Origin of the sequence: Nocardioides sp. (assembly GCF_050246775.1) — a bacterium.
Taxonomy (GTDB): Bacteria; Actinomycetota; Actinomycetes; order Propionibacteriales; family Nocardioidaceae; genus Nocardioides.
Map to the genome: position 1 here is coordinate 1,155,699 of NZ_JBFWVK010000001.1, position 18,603 is coordinate 1,174,301.

Genomic DNA, 18,603 nt, shown 5'->3' on the forward strand with positions numbered 1-18,603 from the left:
GCTCTCAGTCCCAGTCCAGTCCGCCGCGGCGCCAGACGTAGGCGTAGGCGACGAAGACGGTGGCGATGAAGATGACCATCTCGACCAGTCCGAAGAACCCCATGGCGTCGAAGTGCACGGCCCAGGGGTAGAGGAAGATGATCTCGATGTCGAAGACGATGAACATCATCGCGGTGATGTAGTACTTCACCGGGAACCGGCCGCCGCCGACCGGCTGCGGGGTCGGCTCGATCCCGCACTCGTAGGAGTCGAGCTTGGCCCGGTTGTAGCGCTTGGGCCCGGTCTGCGAGCTGACGACGATCGAGAAGATGGCGAAGCCTGCTGCCAGGATCGCCAGTGCCAGGACCGGTGTGTAGAGCTCCATGTCTTCTCCTCGTCGTACGTCCAGTGCCCTCAGGCCCTGGGCGCCGCCTTGCTGAGTCCGTTGATCACGCGGTCCATGGCGTCGCCGTCACGGGGATCGGTCAGGTTGGCCATCAGTTTGAGCATGAACCGCATCAGGGTGGGACGAGGCAGGCCGTACTTCGTTGCCTGCTTCATGAACATCGGGTTGCCGATCATCTTGGCGAAGACCCGGCCCAGCGTGAAGTACCCGCCGTATTCCTGGTCGAGATGCGCAGCGTAGCCCTGAAGCACCTGCTCGCGACCAGCACCCTCCGGGCGGGCCAGGGCCTGGACGATCGTCTCGGCCGCCATGTGCCCGGCTTCGAGGGCGTAGTCGATGCCTTCGCCGTTGAACGGGTTGGTCATGCCGCCGGAGTCGCCGACCAGCAGGAGCCCGCGGGTGTAGTGCGGCTTGCGGTTGAACGCCATCGGCAGGGCCGCCGAGCCGATCTTGCCGACCAGGTTGGTGTCGCCGCGAAAGCCCCATTCCTCGGGCGTGTTCGCCAGCCAGCGGGTCAGGCTGTCGCGGTAGTTGACGTCCTGGAAGCCCTTGCTGGAGTTGAGCAGACCCATGCCGACATTGGCCGTCCCGTCGCCGACCGCGAAGATCCACCCGTAGCCGGGCAGCAGGTCGGACTTGCCGGGCTCCCCGGTCCACAGCTCGAGCCAGGACTCCATCCACTCGTCCTGGTGGCGCGGCGTCTCGTAGTAGGCACGGACCGCGACGGCCATGGGTCGGTTCTCGCGGCGTTCGATCCCGAGGGCGGTGGCCATCCGGGCGCTCACACCGTCGGCGGCGATCACGATCGGGGCGGAGTAGGTGATCTCGTCGCCGGCCTTGCGCCCGCGCTCGTCGACGGGCTTGGCAGTGACGCCGATGACTCGGCCGGTGCGTTCGTCGAGGACCGGACCGGTGACGTTCATGCGCTCCATGAGCCGGGCGCCGGCCTTCTGGGCGTGCCGCGCCAGGATCTCGTCGAGCTCCATCCGGGTGCGGACCATGCCGTAGCTCGGGAAGCTGGTCAGCTCGGGCCACGGCAGCTCGAGCCGGTGACCGGCCCCCACGATGCGCAGGCCCTTGTTCTTCTGCCAACCCGGCTCGTCGAGGTCGAAGCCCATCGCGATGAGTTGGCGTACGGCGCGCGGGGTGAGTCCGTCGCCGCAGATCTTGTCGCGCGGAAACGCCGACTTCTCCAGGAGCAGGACGTCGACTCCGGCTGCGGCGAGGTGGTAGGCGGCTGCTGAGCCGCCCGGCCCGGCGCCGACGATGATCACGTCGGCCTGTCGCTCGTCAGCGAGCGTCCGGCTCATCGCACCTGTCCTCTCGTCCTTGCCGCGGACGCCATTGTGATCTTGTGAATCAGTTCACATGAGCCGCGTTCGACAGTCTAGGACTCCCACGCCAAAGGCGCGACCCTGCCCCTGACCAGCAGATTTAGCCAAGGTCGGGCTTGCGTTATTAAGCAGTGGCGCGGTGCAGGGCCACGATGCCGCCGGACAGGTTGCGGAAGGCGACGTCAGCCCAGCCGGCCCCAGCGATCTGGGTCGACAGACCCTGTTGGTCGGGCCAGGCCCGGACGGACTCCGCGAGGTAGACATAGGCGTCCGGGCTGCTCGAGACAGCCCGCGAGATCGCCGGCAGCGCCTTCATGAGGTATTCCATGTAGACCGTTCGGAACGGGCCGTTTGTGGGGTGGCTGAACTCGCACACCACGAGGCGTCCGCCGGGCTTGGTGACCCGGCGCATCTCCCGCAGTCCGGCCAGCGGGTCGACGATGTTGCGCAGGCCGAACGAGATGGTGACGGCGTCGAACGTGTCGTCGGCGAAGGGAAGTTGAGTGCCGTCGCCAGCGACGAACCGCAGCGAGGGCCGGGCCTGCTTGCCCACCTTCAACATCCCCACCGAGAAGTCGCAGGGCACGACACTGGCCCCCCGGTCGGCGAAGGGCTGGCTCGAGGTGCCCGTGCCTGCCGCGAGGTCCAGCACCAGGTCACCCGGCCTCGGATCGACCGCATCGATCACCTCGGTGCGCCAGCGCCGGTCCTGGCCCAGCGAGAGGACGTCGTTGGTGATGTCGTAGCGCTGGGCGACGGCATCGAACATCTGGCGGACGTCGGTCGGCAACTTGTCGAGTTCAGCGCGGGGCACAGGGACAGCGTAGGAGCGCTCAGGAGCCCAGCGGGCATCGGGAGCAACCAAATGCCGGGAATGAGCGTCTTTGTCATCAAGAATGGTTCACTCGACGACTCTCGGAGATCCAGATGATGTTGTTCAGGAAGCTCGCACTCACGGTGCTGTGCGCCGCGGTGCTGGCTGCGGTCGCGCTCGGCACCGGGTACGCCGTGCGCCACTGGCCCGCGCAGAGCGGGTCGCAGGCCGATGCCGGCGCCCCCACGCCGACCACCGAACCGAGCCCGGACGCCACGCGCGAACCCACTCCGGTCAAGAGCCCGAGTCCCAGCGCCGCACCCACTCCCGACGACGTCCTCACGCCCGGGAGCAGCGGCAAGGCCGTGCGCGAGCTGCAGCACCGCCTCTACCAGCTCGCCTGGTGGCCCGAGCTCACCACCGGCGACTACGACCGTGCGACCAAGGCCGCAGTCGCAGGCTTCCAGGACAAGCGCGGCTTGACCGCGACGGGCGTGGTCGACCAGCGCACCTGGAAGCGCCTGGTGAAGATGACCAGGACACCGAACCATGACCAGCTGTTCAACGTGCTGCACCCCGGCCCGGCCCTGTTGTCGGCCGGGAACAGCGGTGACCCGGTGCGCGCTGTGCAGGCGCGCCTCAAGCAGATCGCGTGGCTGTTCGGTGACGTCTCGGGCACCTACGACGCCGGGACCGTCGAGGCCGTGCGCGGGTTCCAGGCCAAGCGGGGGATCCCGGTCACCGGTGAGGTCGACCAGCGCACCATGGACCGTCTGGTGGCCATGACGGTGGAGCCCACCCACGAGCAGCTGTTCAACATCGAGCCGCAGCCCGGCGCACTGGACGCCCGGTGCAAGGTCGGCCGGGCGCTGTGCGTCGACAAGACCAGCCAGTCGGTGCGGTGGGTCATCGACGGCCATGTCGTCGCCACCTACGACGCACGGTTCGGCTCCGACGAGCTGCCCACCCGCGAGGGGGCGTTCTCGGTGAAGAGCAAGTCGCGCGACCACGTGTCCAGCCTCTTCAACACCTCGATGCCCTTCGCGATGTTCTTCTCCGGTGGACAGGCCGTGCACTACTCGCCCGACTTCGCTGCCAACGGCTACTCCGGGGCCTCCCACGGATGCGTCAACGTGCGCGACTACGACGGCATGGCGTGGTTGTTCGACCAGGTGCAGATCGGGGACAAGGTCGTCGTTTACTGGTCGTGAACCGGCCCGGCGTAAACTTCGGCCTCGTGACCCTGAGCGCGTCCACGGACGAACCCCTCGTCGTCCACACCCGCGCACTCGACGCCCCGGTGCACGACCTGCTCACCCTGCTCCCACCGGACGCGCCGGTCACCTGGCTGCGACGGGGTGAGGGGCTGGTCGGCTGGGGCGTGGCGGCGATCATCCGCACCTCGGGGCCGACCCGCTTCGCCGACGCCGCCAAGTGGTGGAGCGAGCTGCTGGCCCGCGCCGAGGTCGTCGACGAGGTCGAGGAGCCCGGGACCGGGCCGGTCTGCTTCGGCAGCTTCGCCTTCTCCGACGAGCCCGGCGACTCCGTCCTGGTCGTGCCTCGCGTGATCGTCGGCACCCGTGGCGACGTGGCCTGGGTGACGAGCGTCGGTGGTCCCGCGAACCTCGAGCACCACGAGCTCCCGGCACCGCCGGTGGTGACGTTCGCCGACGGGGCACTGAACAGCGAGCAGTGGATGTCGGTGGTCGCCGACGCCGTGACCCGGATCGACGCGGGCGAGCTGGAGAAGGTCGTGCTGGCCCGCGACCTGGTGGCCACCGCCGACGCCACCATCGACGTCCGCTGGCCGCTGGCCCGACTGGCGTCGACCTACCCCATGTGCTGGACCTTCCATGTCGACGGGATGTTCGGGGCCACGCCGGAGATGCTCGTACGCCGGGAGCGCGGCCTGGTCACCTCACGGGTCCTGGCCGGCACGATCCGGCGTACCGGTGACGACGAGCACGACCTCGCGCTCGCCGGCGCCCTCGCGCGGTCCTCGAAGGACCTCGAGGAGCACGAGTACGCCGTGCGGTCGGTCGCCGAGGCGCTCGAGCCGCACTGCTCGGGGATGAACGTGCCCGACACCCCGTTCGTGCTGCACCTTCCCAACGTGATGCACCTCGCGACCGACGTGGCCGGTGTGGTGCACGACGCCGCCTCGTCGCTGCAGCTGGCCGAGGCGCTGCACCCCTCGGCGGCCGTCGGGGGCACTCCCACCGCCGCCGCGGTGGCCCTCATCACCGAGATCGAGGGCATGGACCGGGGCCGCTACGCCGGGCCGGTCGGCTGGATGGATGCCAGCGGTGACGGCGAGTGGGGCATCGCGCTGCGTTCGGCCGCCGTCGAGGGCCAGACCGTGCGACTGTTCGCGGGCTGCGGCATCGTGGCCGACTCCGATCCCGAGGCCGAGTTGGCCGAGGCCCAGGCCAAGTTCGTGCCGGTCCGCGACGCGCTCGAAGGCATCTGACGCCTCAGCGCAGGGAATGCTGGCGCCGGTAGCGCGCCAGCATCACAGCGGCGATGCAGAGCAGCGGCAGGACGTCGGCCAGCGTCACGCCGCTGTCGTCGGTGAGCCGCAGCAGGATGGGTCCCTCGAGTGACTTGTTGAGCAACCACCACGCCGTGGCGTTCAGCACCCAGGCCGCCCGCGCCAGGAAGCCGGGGCGCACGACCAGCCAGCCGGTCACCAGCAGCAGGGCGGCCAGGCTGATCAGGCCGGCCACCAGGTGGCTGCTCAGAGGTCGCTGCCGTCGTCGAGCCGCACCCAGGTCTGCCCGGTCTTGTTCAGGAACGCGTGCATGTGGTGCTCGAGGATGTCGTGAGCGGCCTCGGTGTAGATGCGGTCATGGATCGAGATGTTGACCGGTGCCTGCACGGCACGCACGAAGTCGACCGCCTCCGAGGCCTTGAGCCACGGCGCGCTCGAGGGTGCACACAGGACATCGATCGGCTCACCCGGCACTTGGAGCGCGTCACCGGGGTGGAACAGCTTCTGCTCCCCCGCGGTGATCAGGTAGCCGGAGTTGTCGAAACGGGGGAACTCCGGATGGATCACCGCGTGGAGCTCACCGACCACCGTCACCGGCAGGCCGATGTCGAGGCTGTCGCCCGGGGCCACCACGCTGACCCGCTCCGCGACGTCCGGCGCCTCGCTGGCGATCTGGTCGCGCACCGCCGCGATGGTGTAGACGGGTGCATCGGTGTTGCGCAGGAGCTCGGCATCCCAGTGGTCGTAGTGCTGGTGCGTGATCAGGACGGCGTCGACCCCGTCGACCGCCTCGGGGTCGGTGAACATGCCCGGGTCGAGCACCAGCGTGTGCCCGTCGTACTCGATCCTGACGCAGGCGTGCCCGAACTTCGTGATCCGCATGAGACCAGCCTATCGGTGGTCGCCGAGCACGGTGGGGGCACAATCGCCTGCATGACCCTTGCACTGACCGGCTCGACCGGTGCCCTGGGTGGCCTCGTCGCCGCCGCACTGAGTGACCTCGCCCCCGTGCTGGTGGTGCGCGATCCTGGACGGGCACCCTCCATCCCGGGCAGCGAGGTCCGTCAGGCGTCGTACAGCGACGCGGCGGCCTCCCGCCAGGCGCTGGCCGGGGTGGACACCCTGTTCATGGTCTCGGGGGCCGAGGCGGTGGACCGACGGCAGCAGCACCGCACCTTCATCGGCGCGGCCGCCGAGGCCGGCGTGCGCCATCTCGTCTACACCTCGTTCTCCGGAGCGGCTCCCGACGCCACCTTCACGCTCGGACGCGACCACGCCGACGCCGAGCAGGCGATCCGCGAGAGCGGCATGGCCTTCACGATCCTGCGGGACAACTTCTACGCCGACCTGCTGCCCCTCTTCGCTGATCCGAGCGGCGCGATCCGGGGGCCGGCCGGTGACGGCAAGGTCGCCGCGGTCGGGAGGATCGACGTCGCCGATGTCGCCGAGCGAGTGCTCCGCGATCCGGGCGCGCACGCCGCGCTGACCTACACCCTGACCGGGCCCGCTGCGCTGACCCTGACCGAGATCGCGGCCCGCGCGAGCGCCGTACTCGGTCGCGACCTCCGCTTCGAGGACGAGACCGTGGAGCAGGCCTACGCCTGGCGGCGCGCAGAGTACGGCGCCGAGCAGTGGCAGCTCGACGCCTGGGTCAGCACCTACACCGCCATCCGCGACGGGTCGGTCGCGGAGGTGACCGACGACGTCCGCCGGGTGACCGGCCACGAGGCCCGCACGCTGGAACAGGTCCTCATGCAGTGAGGCTCACGCCGTCAGGTGGTGCAGGTAGCACCAGCGCCAGTCCTCCCCCGGTTCGGCCGACTGCATGACCGGATGGGTGGTCTCCCTGAAGTGAGCGGTGGCGTGCTGCTGCGGCGAGGAGTCGCAGCAGGCCACGTTGCCGCAGGCCAGGCACTGGCGCAGAGCCACCCACTTCAGGCCTTCGGCCAGGCACCGCGCACACACCGGGTCCTCCATGGTCTCGATCGCCGGGAAGGCCAGGAGCTCGTCGCAGACGTCCCCGGTGCGCCGCCGGCTGGCCGTGATGGTCTTGAGCTCCTCACGGTTCTGGGTGGCGACGTCGAGCATCGACTCCTCCACGTCGAGCATCGACAGCACCTCGGAGACGACGCTGGAGTCGACGGTGCCGGCGCTGCGGATCTCCAGCACGCGTTTGCGCTCCGCATCGATCATCGCCGACCGGACCCGCGCGTACAGCTCGCTCGGCGTCTCCCGCTCGCTGACCGTGCCGAGTCGTTCCCAGGCGGCGAAGTTGCGCTGGTCGATGCGCTGGCGGATCAGCTCGAAGACGCCGTGGTCGTCCTCGACCTCGAGCGCCTTGAGCTCCTTGAGGCCGGACTTGGAGGCCTGCTGGAGGACGGTGGCCCGGGCCAGGGCATCGTCCATCGGATCCGGTGAAGGCACCTTGAGGGCGCGCGCCAGCCACGGCAGGGACAGTCCCTGGATGAACAGGGTGCCGGCCACCACCGTGAAGGCGATCAGCAGCAGCACCTCGCTGTGGGGCGTGTCCTCGGGGATGACGAACGCCGCGGCCAGGGTGACCACGCCGCGCATGCCGGCCCAACCCAGGATGAAGGTGAACTGCCAGGGTGGGGCATGCCCGGTCGCCGGGTCGGGGCCCGGCCGCACCAGCAGGTAGCGGGCGACGAAGACCCAGCCGATCCGCAGGACGACCACGGCCAGCAGGGTCGCGGCACACACGGCGATGATGCGGCCCAACGACAGCTCACTGGCCCCCACGTCCTCGATGATCCAGCGGGCCTGCAGGCCGATCAGGGCGAAGACGGTGTTCTCCAGGACGTAGGCGATGGTGCGCCAGTTCATCCGCTCGGAGATCCGCGACTGGGCGGTCTGCAGGATCGGGGCCTTGTGCCCGAGCAGCAACCCGGCCACGACCACAGCGACGACGCCGGAGGCGTGAATCTCCTCGGCGAGCAGGTAGGTGGCGAACGGGATCACGAACGAGATCGCGGTGTCCAGGATCGGGTCGGTGATCTTCTTGCGCAACCAGGCCACGATCACGAAGGCCAGGACACCGACCGCCACGCCACCGCCCGCGGCGATGAGGAAGTCGAGTCCGACCCCACCCATCGTCACCTCGCCGCCGTGGGTCGCGGCCGCTCCCGCCGTGCCGATGGCGGCGACCGCGGTCCGCAGGGTGACCAGCGCGGTCGCGTCGTTGAGCAGCGACTCACCCTCGAGGATCGTGACGATCCGGCGTGGCAAGCCGATCCGGCGGGCGATCGCGGTGGCCGCCACCGCATCCGGGGGCGCGACGACCGCCCCGATCGCCACCGCCACCCACCAGTCGATCCCCGGGATCAACGCGTGCACGACGACCGCGACCCCTGCGGCGGTGAACACCACCAGGCCCACCGAGAGCAGCAGGATGGAGCGGCGGTTGGCGTTGAAGTCAACCAGGGAGGTCTGGATCGCCGTCGCGTAGAGCAGCGGTGGGAGCAGGCCGATGAGGACGACGTCGGCCTCGAGGTGGACCACCGGCACGCCGGGCAGGTACGAGGCGATCACGCCGCCCAGGATCAGCAGCAGGGGTGCCGGCACGTCGATGCGTTCGGCCAGGGCTGTGATGGTCAGCACCGCGACGGACAGGGCCACCAGGAACAAGGCAATTTCCACGTGGCCATTGTGACCTCCCACCCCGTTGAATCGTGTCCCGCGGCCACGTTGAGTCGGGGTCAGGCAGATCGGGCCACCCACAGCATCGGGTCCCCCCAACCCAGTTCGTCCACACCATGGCGCCCGAACGCGAGCGCGACCAGAGTGCGCCGGTGGGCGGCGAAGGTGAGGACGTGGGCGATCATCCCGCCGTAGGTGAACACCTCCGGCGGGTCGCACAGGGCGTCCACGAAGGTGTCGTCCAAACGGTCGTTGGCAACGACGTCGCGCACATGGGCGAGGTACGCCGGCCCGTCGACGTCGAGCCGTCGGCGCATCGAGGCCAGCGACTCGTGGTCCTCGAGGGACCAGTCGTAGTCGCGGCTGGCCAGGGCTGCGTTCCACATCCCGAGCTGACCGATCAGCCTCGAGAGCAGCGAGCGGATGGTCTGCTCGTCGTCGTCGACGTCGAGCACGATCGGCTGGTCGAGCTGCTCGTCGGTGAGCCGGCCGGCGACACGGACCATCTCACCGGTCAGCCAGAGGTGGTGCTCGATCATCGTGGTCATCAGTTCCATGGAGGTCACCTTGTCGCGGGCCGGCAGCCGCAGGCTGGCCGGCGGATGGAAGTGCACGCCGCTCGGAGCGGCGATCTGGGTGCGGCCCGGCTGCTTGCGCCAGACCCGGGGCGGCACGCCGTACGCCTTGCTGAAGGCACGCGTGAACGCCTCGTGGGACCCGTAGCCCGCCTCGACGGCGATGTCGATCAGCGGTGCTCGGGTCGTGATCATCCGGTACGCCGCCCGTTCGAGCAGGATGCGGCGGCGCAGGGCACGCGGTGGCTCCCCCGCCACCGACCGGATCATCCGGTCGAAGTGGTGCCGGGAGAAGTGCAGCCGTGCGGCCAGGTCGTCGCCGGTGGCGTCGTGGTCGTCGAGGGCAGCGGTGAGCTGGTCGACGAACTCGACGAAGGTGTCACTGGCAACGCTCATGCCACTCATCCTGCGACGCCGCAGCGAGGCCCGCTTGATCCTGTTTGCTCAGCGATCATGCCCCATGCGGCGCCCACGGCCGTCGTACCCGTGGAGGGGCGAACCGCGGGTCACGCTCCGCGGACGACCACCGACCAGGACACGGCCTTCGCCGAAGCCACTCCCGCGTTGGCACTGACCCCGGGCCAGGTCCCCGCCGCCACTCCGGCCGTGTCGGCCGTCGCGGTGACGACCTGACCCGACCCGCTCCCGGCGCCGGCCAGGCGACCTGTCACGGTGCCGGGCAGCACCCACGCGGAGTGCCCGGCCGACTTGTCGACGAAGTAGGAGACCACCGTGGAGGGAGCAGCCACGCTCACTGCCGGCGAGGAGTGGGCGGCGCTCGTGCCGGGCTCGATGGCCGAGGCAGTGACCGTGACCGGCGCGGCCCCGCTGTAAGCGACCAGCGAGAGGTCGGACTTCACCATGGCGCTGTAGCCCACGGTGATCCTCGACCCGGCAGTGGTCGCCGTGGCGGTGTGGGTGAAGACCGTCGCCCTGAGTTCGCTGTCGGCACGGGTGCCCAGCTGGGTCCAGCCTGCTGGGCCGGTGACCGTGACGTTGGCCGCGTTGGCCACGAACAGCAGCAGCTGGTCACCAGCCGCTACCGAGCCCGGCACGGTCACCGAGTTGGAGGTCGCGTTGCGGTTGCTGACCACGCCGGCCCGGTAGGCAACCGCAGGTGGGGGCAGGTCGGAGACGACGACGGTGCGCGAGGCGGTCCCGGTGTCGCCGTCGTCGTCGGTCACGGTCAGTGTCACGACGTAGCTGCCCGAGGCGGCATAGGTGTGCGGGGGGTTGGCCAGGCTGCTGGTGTCGCCGTCACCGAAGGTCCACTCACGGCTGACGATGGTGCCGTCGGAGTCGGTGGACCCGGCCGAGGAGAACGAGCAGGACAGGCTGGTGCACGACGACGAGATGGCAGCGGTGGGGGGCCGGTTGGCGACAGGGCCGCTGGTGACCAGCACCACCGAGTAGCCCGAGCCTCCGCCGCCGATCGTCGCGCCGGCGACGCCGGCCATCACCACCGGCGTCGAGCGCCGCGTGGTGGTGCCGTCACCGAGCTGCCCGTCGGTGTTGTCGCCCCAGGCTCGCACGGTGCCGTCACCGAGCATGGCCAGCCCGTGGTCGCGCCCCGAGGCCACGGCAGTGACGCCCGTGAGGTTGCCGACCCGCACGGGATTGCTGCGGTTGACCGTCGTACCGTCACCGAGCTCGGCGCGGTAGTTGCGGCCCCAGGCCCAGACGGTGCCGTCGGCCTTGAGCAGGATCGAGTGGTGCGCCCCGGCGGTCACCGAGCTGCCACCGGTGGTGACCTGGACCGGGCTGGTGCGGTCGACTGTGGTGCCGTCACCGACCATGCCGTAGGCGTTCCAGCCCCAGGCCCATACGGCTCCGGTGCTGGTCACCGCGAGGCCGTGGTCACGTCCACCGGCGATGCGCACCACGTCGGTGAGGGATCCGACCCGCACCGGGGTGAGGCGACGGGTCAGGGTGCCGTCACCCAGCTGCCCGTCCCCGTTGAGGCCCCACGCCCAGACGGTGCCGTCGGACCGCACGGCGTACGACATGTCGCGGCCGGCGGCGATGTGGGTGTACGTCGCGGTGCCGGAGACCCTGACCGGCGAGTTGCGGTTGGTCGTGGTCCCGTCTCCGAGCTGGCCGTTGGCGTTCAGTCCCCAGGTCCAGATGGAGCCGTCGTCGCGCAGTGCGAGGGAGTGGTAGTGGCCGGTGGCGACGGCGGTGACGCCGCTGAGGCCCGGCACACTCTGCGGGGTGTTCCGGCTGCCACCGTTGACGCCGATCCCGAGCTGTCCCACGTCGTTGCTGCCCCAGGTCGTGACGGTGCCACCTGCCCGCAGGGCCACGACGTGCTCGCGGCCGCCGTGCAGGTCGACCACGTCGTCCAGTCCGGTCAGCGGGGCAGCCAGGCTCCGGCTGCCACCGGGACCGCTGCCGAGCTGGCCGAGCGCGTTCTCCCCGACGGTGTACGGCGTCCCCGGAGCGACAGCCGCTCGGGCCGGACTGGTCAGCAACAGAGGCGCGGAGGCCACGACGAGCGCGAACGCCGCCACCCTCGCCCAGCGTGCGCGTGTTTTCACCACAATTGTCCCCTCGGTCCCTTGGCACGCTACGACGACACCTCTGGACCCGGAATAGTCCGGACGGGTCAGCGTCCCCTGCCGACCCCAGTGCCGCCGCGTCGAGTGGTGGCCAGCGCGCGGATGCGTCGGTCGAGGTCGCGGCGGTTGTCACGTCGTACGACGGCCTCCACCACGTCGATGCCTCCGTTGGGGTTGGCCAGGGCGTGCTGGAGCTCCGCCTCGGTGCTGACCCGCCAGTGTGGGGTCCTGGTGGCCGCGCACAGGCTCGCGAGGTCGACCCGGTGCGGGGTGGCGAAGAGCCGGTCGAAGCGGTCGGCGTACTCGTCGGCTCCCTGCTCGAGCATCGCGAAGATCGAGCCGCCGTCGTCGTTGACCACGACGATGGTGAGGTCGGGGCGAGGTTCCTCAGGCCCCAGCACCAGCCCGTTGCTGTCGTGCAGGAACGTGACGTCTCCCATCAGCGCCAGCGCCCTGGTGCTGCCCGTGCGGCCGAGGGAGGCGCCGATGGCGGCCGAGATGGTGCCGTCGATGCCGGCCAGGCCGCGGTTGGCGATCACCTTGCGGTGCACGCCGACCTCGTAGCGCGGCACCATCAGGTCCAGGTCGCGGATCGGGCTCGAGGCACCCACCACGAGCAACCCTCCGGGCGGCAGCGCGCGGGCGACGGCGCCGGCGACCAGATGCGGGGTGAGCTCGCCCTCGGCCGCCAGCAGCGCATCGAGTCTGGCGGCCGTCTCGCGGTCGGCGCCACGCCAAGCCTCCAGCCAGGCCGGGTCGTCGGGGAGCTCTACCTCCGCCCGACCGAACCTGCGGTCGACACTGAAGGGCCGCTCGGGCCATCGTCCCCGAGCCGGGGCCGACCAGACCTCGACATCGTCGCGGCCCAGCAGCCGCATCACCGGGCGCGACAGGGTCGGGTGCCCGAACACGACGACGCGCTCGACCTGGGCCCCGAGGTCGGTCTCGAGCAGGAGGCGATAGGTGCGCAACGCATTGTCTCCGGTGCGCGAGCCGCTCGACGGTTCGGCGAGCAGTGGCCAGTGCGCCCGCTCGGCGAGGACTCTGGCCGGAGGGCCGGCGTCATCACCGGCCACGACGACGGTGCGCGGTCCCCGGGGGATCGTGACCACGTCGCCAGGGACACGGCCCGGGCGCCAGTCCTGCGAGCCGGAACCCACCGAGGGCACCCAGTGGTCCTCGGGCAGCAGCGGATCGTCGAACTGCACGTTGAGATGCAACGGCCCGCCGCCCGCGACGAGGTCCACCGGGCCGGCGCTGACGTCCGCGAACCGCGCGGCATCGCCGAAGAGCCGCACCTGGTCGGTGGTCTGGTTGGCGTTGGTGCCTCGCAGCCGCGCTGGACGGTCGGCGGTCACGACCACGAGCCCGACCCCGGCATGCGCAGCCTCGAGTACGGCGGGGTGCAGGTTGGCGGCCGCCGTACCGGACGTGCACATGACTGCTGCCGGCGGACCGGTCTTGGCAAGGCCGAGCGCGAGGAAGCCCGCGCTGCGCTCGTCGAGGCGGGTGTGCAGCCGCACCGCACCCGCGGCTGCCGCGTCGTAGACGGCGAAGCTCAAGGGCGCGTTCCGCGATCCTGGCGCGAGCACCACGTCGCGGACGCCGCTCGCGATGAGCGCCGCCACCACCTCGCGGGCCAGCACGGTCGAGGGATTGGTCATGATCGGCGATCCTGTCGCAGCGAGCGGACCTCGGCCAGTCGCCGCTCCCAGTGGGCGATGCGCCCGGGCTCGGCCTGCACCCCGGCCATCGCCTCGTCGTCGACCGCCGGCGCGGCGAGCCGGAGCACACCGCCGACGGGCAGCAGCGGGGAGCGAGTGACGTCGGCGGTCAGCAGTTGGACGGTGGCCAGCCCGCACGCGTAGGGCAGCTCGGGCAGCGCGCCGGCGAGCGCCAGGCCGGCCGCGATGCCCACCGAGGTCTCCAGGGCACTCGAGACCACGATCGGCAGCCCGATGTCCTCAGCGATCCGCAGGCAGGCTCGGACCCCACCGAGGGGTTGCACCTTCAGGACGGCGATGTCGGCGGCCTCCAGGTCGCGGACCCGGTAGGGGTCGGCGGCCCGGCGGATCGACTCGTCGGCAGCGATCGGCACGTCGACCGCGCGGCGGACCGCGGCCAGCTCCTCGACACTGGCGCAGGGCTGCTCGACGTACTCCAGTCCGCCCGCGGCCCGATCGAGCACGGCGATGGCCCCGATGGCGTCCTCGACCGACCAGCCGCCGTTGGCGTCCACGCGGATCCGGCCCTCCGGGCCGAGCGCATCGCGGACGGCCTCGACCCTGGCCTGGTCCTCGGCCAGACCCTGCCCGGGCTCGGCGACCTTGATCTTCGCGGTGGCGCAGCCGCCCGCGGAGGCGATCTCGTGGGCGTGGACCGGGCCGACTGCCGCGACCGTCACGTTGACCGGGATCACGTCGCGCACCGGATCGGGCCAGTCGCCGGCAGCTGCCTCCTCGGCGCAGCGCAGCCAGGGCTCGGCGACCGCGGCGTCGTACTCCAGGAACGGGCTCCACTCCCCCCACCCGGCAGCACCCCGGATCAGCACGCCCTCGCGCACGGTGATGCCACGGAAGCGGGTGCGCATCGGGATCGAGAAGGTCTTCACACCAGCGCCTGTCGATCGAGCTTGCCGTTCGGCAGCAGGGGGAGGGCGTCGACGCGGCGGACCTCACGAGGCGCCCAGGAGCGGGGATGGACCGCACTGACCCAGTCCCGGGCCGCGTCGAGCCCGAGCGGGCCGACCACGAACGCGACGACGCGCTGGCCCCATTCCTCGTCCGGTACGCCGACCACGGCCGCGTCGAGCACCTCGGCATGCTGACGGAGCCGAGCAGCGACCGCAGGAGTGGGGACCTTGATGCCCCCGCTGATCACGATGTCGTCGATGCGCCCGAGGACCCGCAGTCGCCCGTCGTCGAGGCTGCCGAGGTCCGAGGTGAGGAACCAGCCGTCGACGAGGGTCTGGGCGGTCAGCTCCGGGTCGTCGTCGTACCGCTCGAAGAGCATCGGCCCGCGCAGCGCGATCCGCGCCTCCGAGCCGATGCGGACCTCCACCCCGTCCAGCGGCAACCCGTCGTAGACGCACCCTCCGGCGGTCTCGCTGGCGCCGTACGTCGCCACGACGCGCGCGCCCGCGGCCTCGGCCCGGCCTCGCAGCTCGGGATCCACCGGACCACCGCCGAGCAGGATGGTGTCGAAGCGAGCGAGCTGCCCTGGATCCGTCTCCAGGAGGCGATGGAGCTGGGTGGCGACCAGCGAGGTGTAGAGGGGACCGTCGCCGGGCGCCGGTTCGTCGAGCCCCAGCACCGGCTCGTGGCCGGCCAGGAGCGAACGGACGATCACCTGGACTCCGGCGATGTACGCCGGTGGGAGGGCCAGCACCCATCGGCCGGGTCCCCCCAACCGGGTCAGGGCGGCCTCGGCGGAGGCGAGCACGGCCTCGCGGCTCAGCACCACCCGCTTGGGAACCCCGCTCGACCCGGAGGTCTCGATCAGCAGCCGCGCCGGTTCGGCGGCCTCCAGCCAGGACCGCAGCGAGTCGACGGCGTCAGGCGCCGGGTCGCCGAGCCGCAGGAGTTCCACGCGACGAACGGTAGCCCCGGCTGGTTCAATGACGCCCCATGACCTCCTTGGACTGGTCCGACGTGGCCGGTGACGCGGTGACCGCCGCGGCGCTCCACGCGCTGCTGCGCCTGCGCAACCAGGTGTTCGTGGTGGAGCAGCAGTGCGCCTACCAGGACATCGACGGCCTCGACCTGGCACCGACCACCCGGCACCTGGGCGCCGAGCACGACGGCACGCTGGTCGCTTACGCGCGGCTGCTCGCCCCGGCCCCGGAGGCGGTGCGGATCGGGCGGGTGATCGTGTCGTCGTCCGTGCGCGGTCAGCGACTCGGTCGCCAACTGATGACCCGGGCCCTGCTGTCCTGCGCCCAGCACTGGCCCGGTGCGCCGATCACCCTGTCGGCGCAGGCGCACCTGACGGACTTCTATGCCGGGCACGACTTCGTCGCCGTCGGCGAGCCGTACGACGAGGACGGGATCCCGCACGTCGACATGGTGCACCGGCCTGCTTGAATCTGGTCGATGGCAACCACAGCTGACTGGATCGCCGGCGCCCGCCCCCGCACCCTGCCGGCCGCGGTCGCCCCCGTGCTCGCCGGCACCGGGGTGGCGGCGTACGTCGACTCGGCGCTCTGGTGGAAGGCCCTGCTGGCACTCGTGGTGTCGCTCGCCCTCCAGGTGGGCGTCAACTACGCCAACGACTACTCCGACGGCATCCGGGGCACCGACGACGCCCGCGTCGGCCCGATGCGCCTGGTCGGCTCCGGGGCCGCCACCGCACGCTCGGTCAAGCTCGCCGCCTTCGGGGCCTTTGCGGTGGCCGCGCTCGCGGGCCTGGTCCTGGCGATCACCACCGCCTGGTGGCTGGTCGCGGTCGGGGTCCTCTGCATCCTGGCGGCCTGGTTCTACACCGGCGGGAAGCGCCCGTACGGCTATCTCGGGCTCGGCGAGGTGATGGTCTTCGTCTTCTTCGGGCTGGTGGCGGTGATCGGCACGGCCTACGTGCAGACCGAGTCCTTCGACCTGCCCGCCCTGTATGCCGGCGTGGGGATCGGGGCGCTGGCCTGTGCCCTGCTCGTGGTCAACAACCTGCGCGACATCCCCACCGACCGGGAGGTGGGCAAGCAGACGTTGGCGGTCGTCCTCGGCCCCGAGCGGACCCGCGGTCTCTACGCCCTGCTGACCCTGGCTGCGGCGTTCGCCGTCGTGGCGCTGGCGGCCACCACCACGTGGTGGGCGCTGTTCGGGTTGCTGTTCCTGGCGCGCAGTGCTGGCGCGCTGCGGATCGTGCTCTCGGGAGCGGTCGGCCCGGCCCTCATCCCGGTGCTGCAGCTGACCGGGGTGGCGCAGCTGCTCTGGGCGGCGGGCGTCGCGGTCCCGCTCTTCCTGACGTCATAGCAGCTGGCGGCTGGAGCAACCAGGAACGATGACGTTGCGGGGGTCGACGTAGGCTGGGGCCATGTTCTGGTTCATCGTGCTTCTCATCGTGCTCGGCGTGGTCGCCTACCGGTTCCGTGTGCCGCTGCTGGCCAAGCTCCTGGGTCAGCCCGAGAGCCGCATCGAGCGTCGCCTCAACCGTCGCAAGGACTGAGTACGTCGCCCCACTCGCCGGTGTCGGCGAAGGTCTCGAGCGTGGCCAGGCATGGCGCGATGTCGATGCCCTGGGCGGCCAGCCACGTGTCATCGAAGTAGGTGCGGGTGTAGCGCTCGCCGCCGTCGCAGATCAACGTCACGACCGATCCCGTCTCACCGGCCGCCCGCATCGCCGCGATCTGGTGCAGGGCGCCCCAGAGGGCGGTGCCCGTGGAGCCGCCGACACTGAGCCCCGTCCGCGCCGAGCACCACCGGGCCGCCGCGATCGAGGCGGCGTCGGGCACGGACATCATGGCGTCGACCACCGATGCGTGGAACGACGGCTCCACGCGTTGGCGTCCGATCCCCTCGATACGGCTCGGCACCAGGGTGGTCACGGTGTCGTCGGTCTCGCAGAAGCCCGGGTAGAACGCTGAGTTCTCCGGGTCGACCACCAGCAGCCGGGTGTCGTGACGCTGGTAGCGCAGGTATCTGCCGATGGTCGCCGAGGTGCCCCCGGTCCCGGCCCCGACGACGATCCAGGCCGGAACCGGATGGCGCTCGTGGGACAGCTGCTCGAAGATCGACTCGGCGATGTTGTTGTTGCCGCGCCAGTCCGTGGCGCGCTCGGCGTAGGTGAACTGGTCCAGGTAGTGCCCGCCGGTCTCGTCGGCGAGTCGCTGCGCCTCGGCGTACATCGTGGCGGGCGAGTCCACGAAGTGGCACCGCCCACCGTAGAAGGTGATCAGGTCGACCTTCTCCTGGGAGGTCGAGCGGGGCATCACGGCGACGAACGGCAGCCCCAGCATCCGGGCGAAGAACGCCTCCGAGACCGCGGTGGAGCCGGAGGAGGCCTCGATGATGGTGGTCTCCGCGCCGATCCAGCCGTTGCAGAGTCCGTAGAGGAACAAGGACCGGGCCAGGCGATGCTTGAGGGAGCCGGTCGGATGCACCGACTCGTCCTTCAGGTAGAGGTCGATGCCCCACTCGGCCGGCAACGGGAAGACGTGGAGGTGGGTGTCGGCAGATCGGTTGGCGTCGGCCTGGACCTTGCGGATCGCCTCATGCACCCAGGCGCGGCCGGCGGGGTCGGAGCGGTCGAAGCCCTCAGTCGGCATCTTCCTTCGCCTTCATCTCCTCGAACGCCGCCGAGGCCCGCTCGGCACGCCGCTCCACGACGTGGGCGAACCGCTCGCGGAAGGGCCGGAGGATGAAGTAGGACCCGACTCCGGACACGAGTACGGCGATCACGATGGCCCACGTCAGCTGGACCTCACCGAGCGGCAGCCAGATGCCGACCACCACCGCGAGGGCGCCGAAGAACAGGATGATGCGCAAGACGGTGTAGATCACGAACTCCTTCACGCCACCAGACTAGAGCGCCGCCCGAGCGCAACCGGAGGCCACCTATCCTTGGGGTGTGGGAAAGTTCGTGATCGTCTTGTTGTTGATCGCCGCGGCGGTCTACGTGTTGGTGCGCGTCATCGAGCGCCGGGGCATCAGCCGACCGGGCTCGCGAGGAACCGGTCCGGCACGGCCCTCCGGTCCCGCGCCGGGTCGCCCACTGGGACCTGATGACGACCCCGACTTCATCTGGGGCCTGAACAAGAAGCGGCGACACCCCAAGGACGATCCGCCCGCCTGAGCT

Annotated in this window: 20 protein-coding genes; 7 read left to right on the plus strand and 13 right to left on the minus strand. The window is 70.7% G+C overall.

Annotation, left to right across the window (positions count from 1 at the left end):
- Nucleotides 1-4 precede the first annotated feature (4 nt).
- From AB7I40_RS05430 to AB7I40_RS05440, 3 genes are all read right to left on the minus strand, one after another.
- Entirely contained in the window at nucleotides 5-388 is a 384-nt protein-coding gene (locus tag AB7I40_RS05430) for an NADH-quinone oxidoreductase subunit A (RefSeq protein WP_428344293.1), read from the minus strand.
- 5 nt (nucleotides 389-393) lie between these two features.
- The gene (locus AB7I40_RS05435) at nucleotides 394-1,695 is read right to left on the minus strand and encodes a geranylgeranyl reductase family protein (RefSeq protein ID WP_428344029.1); all 1,302 of its coding nucleotides are present in this window, start codon (nucleotides 1,693-1,695) and stop codon (nucleotides 394-396) included.
- A gap of 148 nt (nucleotides 1,696-1,843) precedes the next feature.
- Nucleotides 1,844-2,533 carry a demethylmenaquinone methyltransferase gene (locus AB7I40_RS05440; protein WP_428344030.1) on the minus strand — a complete coding sequence of 230 codons (690 nt, stop codon included), beginning with the start codon at nucleotides 2,531-2,533 and terminating at the stop codon, nucleotides 1,844-1,846.
- 113 nt (nucleotides 2,534-2,646) lie between these two features.
- Between AB7I40_RS05440 and AB7I40_RS05445 the strand changes: the two genes are divergently transcribed.
- Nucleotides 2,647-3,744: a peptidoglycan-binding protein gene (locus AB7I40_RS05445; protein WP_428344031.1), complete on the plus strand. Its 1,098-nt coding sequence runs from the start codon at nucleotides 2,647-2,649 to the stop codon at nucleotides 3,742-3,744.
- 32 nt (nucleotides 3,745-3,776) lie between these two features.
- A complete protein-coding gene (locus AB7I40_RS05450) occupies nucleotides 3,777-5,003 on the plus strand; it encodes an isochorismate synthase (protein ID WP_428344294.1) in 1,227 nt (408 codons plus the stop codon).
- A gap of 4 nt (nucleotides 5,004-5,007) precedes the next feature.
- Here AB7I40_RS05450 and AB7I40_RS05455 read toward each other — a convergent pair whose 3' ends face one another.
- Nucleotides 5,008-5,259, minus strand: coding sequence for a hypothetical protein (locus AB7I40_RS05455; protein WP_428344032.1), 252 nt, complete (start codon nucleotides 5,257-5,259; stop codon nucleotides 5,008-5,010).
- Nucleotides 5,260-5,270: 11 nt separating this feature from the next.
- Nucleotides 5,271-5,906 carry an MBL fold metallo-hydrolase gene (locus AB7I40_RS05460; protein ID WP_428344033.1) on the minus strand — a complete coding sequence of 212 codons (636 nt, stop codon included), beginning with the start codon at nucleotides 5,904-5,906 and terminating at the stop codon, nucleotides 5,271-5,273.
- A 51-nt stretch (nucleotides 5,907-5,957) separates the two neighbouring features.
- Here AB7I40_RS05460 and AB7I40_RS05465 point away from each other — a divergent pair, with 51 nt between their 5' ends.
- Entirely contained in the window at nucleotides 5,958-6,785 is an 828-nt protein-coding gene (locus AB7I40_RS05465; RefSeq protein WP_428344034.1) for an SDR family oxidoreductase, read from the plus strand.
- A 3-nt stretch (nucleotides 6,786-6,788) separates the two neighbouring features.
- Here AB7I40_RS05465 and AB7I40_RS05470 read toward each other — a convergent pair whose 3' ends face one another.
- From AB7I40_RS05470 to AB7I40_RS05495, 6 genes are all read right to left on the minus strand, one after another.
- Nucleotides 6,789-8,681 (minus strand): cation:proton antiporter, encoded by a 1,893-nt coding sequence (locus AB7I40_RS05470; protein WP_428344035.1) that lies wholly within the window; start codon nucleotides 8,679-8,681, stop codon nucleotides 6,789-6,791.
- A gap of 59 nt (nucleotides 8,682-8,740) precedes the next feature.
- Nucleotides 8,741-9,652, minus strand: coding sequence for a helix-turn-helix transcriptional regulator (locus AB7I40_RS05475; protein ID WP_428344036.1), 912 nt, complete (start codon nucleotides 9,650-9,652; stop codon nucleotides 8,741-8,743).
- Nucleotides 9,653-9,762: 110 nt separating this feature from the next.
- The gene (locus AB7I40_RS05480; RefSeq protein WP_428344037.1) at nucleotides 9,763-11,793 is read right to left on the minus strand and encodes a PKD domain-containing protein; all 2,031 of its coding nucleotides are present in this window, start codon (nucleotides 11,791-11,793) and stop codon (nucleotides 9,763-9,765) included.
- A gap of 68 nt (nucleotides 11,794-11,861) precedes the next feature.
- Nucleotides 11,862-13,478, minus strand: coding sequence for a 2-succinyl-5-enolpyruvyl-6-hydroxy-3-cyclohexene-1-carboxylic-acid synthase (gene menD, locus AB7I40_RS05485; RefSeq protein ID WP_428344038.1), 1,617 nt, complete (start codon nucleotides 13,476-13,478; stop codon nucleotides 11,862-11,864).
- Complete coding sequence (locus AB7I40_RS05490; protein ID WP_428344039.1) at nucleotides 13,475-14,425, minus strand: o-succinylbenzoate synthase; 951 nt, start codon at nucleotides 14,423-14,425, stop codon at nucleotides 13,475-13,477. Before AB7I40_RS05490 ends, menD begins: the two co-directional genes overlap by 4 nt.
- The gene (locus AB7I40_RS05495) at nucleotides 14,422-15,402 is read right to left on the minus strand and encodes an AMP-binding protein (protein WP_428344040.1); all 981 of its coding nucleotides are present in this window, start codon (nucleotides 15,400-15,402) and stop codon (nucleotides 14,422-14,424) included. Before AB7I40_RS05495 ends, AB7I40_RS05490 begins: the two co-directional genes overlap by 4 nt.
- Before the next feature lie 38 nt (nucleotides 15,403-15,440).
- Here AB7I40_RS05495 and AB7I40_RS05500 point away from each other — a divergent pair, with 38 nt between their 5' ends.
- From AB7I40_RS05500 to AB7I40_RS05510, 3 genes are all read left to right on the plus strand, one after another.
- Complete coding sequence (locus AB7I40_RS05500) at nucleotides 15,441-15,896, plus strand: GNAT family N-acetyltransferase (protein WP_428344041.1); 456 nt, start codon at nucleotides 15,441-15,443, stop codon at nucleotides 15,894-15,896.
- A 9-nt stretch (nucleotides 15,897-15,905) separates the two neighbouring features.
- On the plus strand, nucleotides 15,906-16,781 hold the full coding sequence (locus AB7I40_RS05505) for a 1,4-dihydroxy-2-naphthoate polyprenyltransferase (RefSeq protein WP_428344042.1): 876 nt from the start codon (nucleotides 15,906-15,908) through the stop codon (nucleotides 16,779-16,781).
- Nucleotides 16,782-16,842: 61 nt separating this feature from the next.
- Entirely contained in the window at nucleotides 16,843-16,974 is a 132-nt protein-coding gene (locus AB7I40_RS05510; RefSeq protein ID WP_428344043.1) for a hypothetical protein, read from the plus strand.
- On the opposite strand, the gene AB7I40_RS05515 is transcribed toward AB7I40_RS05510, so the two are convergent.
- Both AB7I40_RS05515 and AB7I40_RS05520 read right to left on the minus strand, forming a co-directional pair.
- On the minus strand, nucleotides 16,955-18,073 hold the full coding sequence (locus AB7I40_RS05515; protein WP_428344044.1) for a PLP-dependent cysteine synthase family protein: 1,119 nt from the start codon (nucleotides 18,071-18,073) through the stop codon (nucleotides 16,955-16,957). The genes AB7I40_RS05510 and AB7I40_RS05515 overlap by 20 nt on opposite strands.
- Nucleotides 18,063-18,320 (minus strand): DUF4229 domain-containing protein, encoded by a 258-nt coding sequence (locus AB7I40_RS05520; protein ID WP_428344045.1) that lies wholly within the window; start codon nucleotides 18,318-18,320, stop codon nucleotides 18,063-18,065. Before AB7I40_RS05520 ends, AB7I40_RS05515 begins: the two co-directional genes overlap by 11 nt.
- Before the next feature lie 55 nt (nucleotides 18,321-18,375).
- On the opposite strand from AB7I40_RS05520, the gene AB7I40_RS05525 reads away from it, so the two are divergent.
- A complete protein-coding gene (locus AB7I40_RS05525; protein WP_428344046.1) occupies nucleotides 18,376-18,600 on the plus strand; it encodes a hypothetical protein in 225 nt (74 codons plus the stop codon).
- The last annotated feature ends 3 nt before the right edge of the window (nucleotides 18,601-18,603 follow it).